This is a genomic window from Teichococcus wenyumeiae, assembly GCF_003696345.1.
GTDB lineage: Bacteria > Pseudomonadota > Alphaproteobacteria > Acetobacterales > Acetobacteraceae > Pseudoroseomonas > Pseudoroseomonas wenyumeiae.
Genome location: NZ_RFLX01000141.1, coordinates 1 through 1,271 on the forward strand (window position 1 = coordinate 1; position 1,271 = coordinate 1,271).

General features: G+C 48.4%; 3 protein-coding genes. 2 read left to right on the forward strand and 1 reads right to left on the reverse strand.

What is annotated here, in order from left to right; all coding sequences use genetic code 11:
• Both EBE87_RS30230 and EBE87_RS28230 read left to right on the forward strand, forming a co-directional pair.
• A partial coding sequence (locus EBE87_RS30230) for a hypothetical protein (RefSeq protein WP_233553598.1) occupies positions 1 to 238 on the forward strand: 238 nt, incomplete at its 5' end.
• On the forward strand, positions 235 to 945 hold the full coding sequence (locus tag EBE87_RS28230) for an FkbM family methyltransferase (protein ID WP_120641281.1): 711 nt from the start codon (positions 235 to 237) through the stop codon (positions 943 to 945). The genes EBE87_RS30230 and EBE87_RS28230, both read left to right, overlap by 4 nt.
• A gap of 112 nt (positions 946 to 1,057) precedes the next feature.
• Here the strand turns inward: EBE87_RS28230 and EBE87_RS30235 are convergent.
• On the reverse strand, positions 1,058 to 1,271 hold a 214-nt coding region (locus EBE87_RS30235), incomplete at its 5' end, for a transposase (RefSeq protein WP_233553597.1).

Here is a 1,271-nt window from a genome sequence, read left to right on the forward strand (position 1 = left end):
GCCGCCATTCCTGCCACCTCCGCTGACCAGGGCGAGTGAATCAGATCAGCGTCTCAACAGCGAGGTTTTAGAGGCGTCCACCTTCAACCACGACGCGCACAGTTCTCGTAACTCCTATCGCAGGAAATTGTGGAATCCTACTGCTGCGCCGGAGAGGTCCGACAGCTTACTTGCCATTGACATTTTAAATCGGGTCATTGCCAGAAAATCTTTAATGATGATGGGGAATATAAAATGAGCGATTCAGAATTTTGGGAAAGAGTGCAAATTTCTGGTGTAGAAATCCTTGTTCGGCCAGATACGCCAGACCTCAAAGTTGCTCGCGACTGCCTTTCGGGAGACGGAGAATTTTCTATAATTAGAAAAATACTTCCGAATTTGGATTATGGTTTCATAATTGATGCGGGCGGATACATTGGCACTGCCGCTATAGCCTTTTCTATTCTGTATCCTTCCGCAATAATAGTTACCATTGAGCCATCAACTGATAACTACAGAATTCTACAAAAAAATGTTGCTCCGTATCGTAATATATTTCCAGTGAGGGCCGCATTAGTCAGTGATGAACGTACTGTGAGACTATTGGACCGTAAAACAGGATTTTGGGGGTTTACAATTTCAGAAAATCCTCTGGACAGCCTTGATGCGGAATTTATAGAAAGCGTTCCCGGAATAAACATCTCAACTTTAATGAGAAGATTCAAGGCGCCAGGCATAGACATCTTGAAGTTGGACATAGAAGGTGCAGAAGTAGAGTTGCTAGATAATTCCGGTGAATGGCTATCAAAAACCCTCGTTTTAGTTGCTGAATTACATGACAGAATAGTGTCGAGGTGTACCGAATCTTTTGTGGCGGCCACAGAGGGCAGAAGCATAATAAAAGTAGGTCATGAAAAATACGCGGCCATAAACATTTCTGGTGATAATCATCCTGACAATTTATGAGACCTGTGCGCGGAAGGGCGGTGCACGCTCGAGTGGCTGAATGTGCGGCCGCTGCTTCTTCCCGCCGGAAGGGGGGGCTGTTTGGCTGAATGATGAGCCTTGCATGGCTGTCTCAAGCCGCAGCCCTTCCGAGAATGTTGGCTGTTCGCTTGAGGTTGTAGGCGATGGCGGTGAGGTGGACTTGTAGGCACGCCTTGGCCAAGCCGCGCCATCCCATACGACGCAGTCCGTAGCTGCGCTTCCAGGTGGACGCCTCTAAAACCTCGCTGTTGAGACGCTGATCTGATTCACTCGCCCTGGTCAGCGGAGGTGGCAGGAATGGCGGC

Excerpts from the sequence above, each read along its gene's own strand:
- EBE87_RS28230 (WP_120641281.1), top strand. The coding sequence starts at position 235 with ATGAGCGATTCAGAATTTTGGGAAAGAGTGCAAATTTCTGGTGTAGAA.